The sequence below is a fragment of the Synechococcus sp. R8-2 genome (genome assembly GCF_047461715.1).
In the GTDB taxonomy this organism is placed as follows: Bacteria; Cyanobacteriota; Cyanobacteriia; order Thermostichales; family Thermostichaceae; genus Thermostichus.
Genome location: NZ_JANSHQ010000770.1, coordinates 1 through 778 on the forward strand (window position 1 = coordinate 1; position 778 = coordinate 778).

Here is a 778-nt window from a genome sequence, read left to right on the forward strand (position 1 = left end):
GCCCAGCGGCGCGGCTTGAACATTACTGCTTTGGGGGGATTTAGCAGCATCATTTTCGAGACTTTTCGCCTCGACAGTCTCCGGCGAGTCCGCAACATTGACTTGGAGATCCAACGCTTTACCACCGGCAATACCCACACGGCCTACATCATCTGTCAGCAACTGCAGTTGGCGGCCCAGCGCTACGCCATGGACTTGGCAGCCGCTACGGTTGCGGTGGTGGGGGCGACCGGAGATATCGGCAGCGCCATTTGTCAATGGTTGGTGGCCCACACTCACTTGGGCAAATTGTTGCTCATCGCCCGAGAGCGACGGCGTCTGGAGGAATTGCAGGCCAAGCTCAAGCAGGGGGAGATCTGTTCGCTGGAAGAGGCCCTGCCCCGCGCTGACTTTATCGTTTGGGTGGCCAGCATGAGCCAAGGCATGGCCCTCGATCCCCAAGTTTTGCCGGATCCCTGTGTCATCATCGACGGTGGCTACCCAAAGAACATCGCCTCCAGCTTGCAGCGAAAGGGACTCTACGTCATTGACGGGGGGATGGTGGAGCACTCTTTGGATATTGAATGGAACATCATGCAGTTTTTGAATGTGGCCAACCCGGCCCGTCAGCTTTTTGCCTGCTTTGCCGAGTCCATGCTGCTGGAGTTTGAGGGGCTGTACACCAATTTCAGTTGGGGCCGTAATTTAATCACCCTTGAGAAATTGGATCTGATCGGGCAGCTTTCCCGCAAGCATGGGTTCCGCCCCCTCATGCCCGAAGCCTAATTGAGATTCAAAA

At 56.3% G+C, this 778-nt stretch carries 1 protein-coding gene; it reads left to right on the forward strand.

All coding sequences use genetic code 11. From position 1 onward, the window contains the following. On the forward strand, window positions 1-765 hold a 765-nt coding region (locus tag NW819_RS14565), incomplete at its 5' end, for a long-chain acyl-[acyl-carrier-protein] reductase (RefSeq protein ID WP_414414185.1). Window positions 766-778 lie beyond the last annotated feature (13 nt).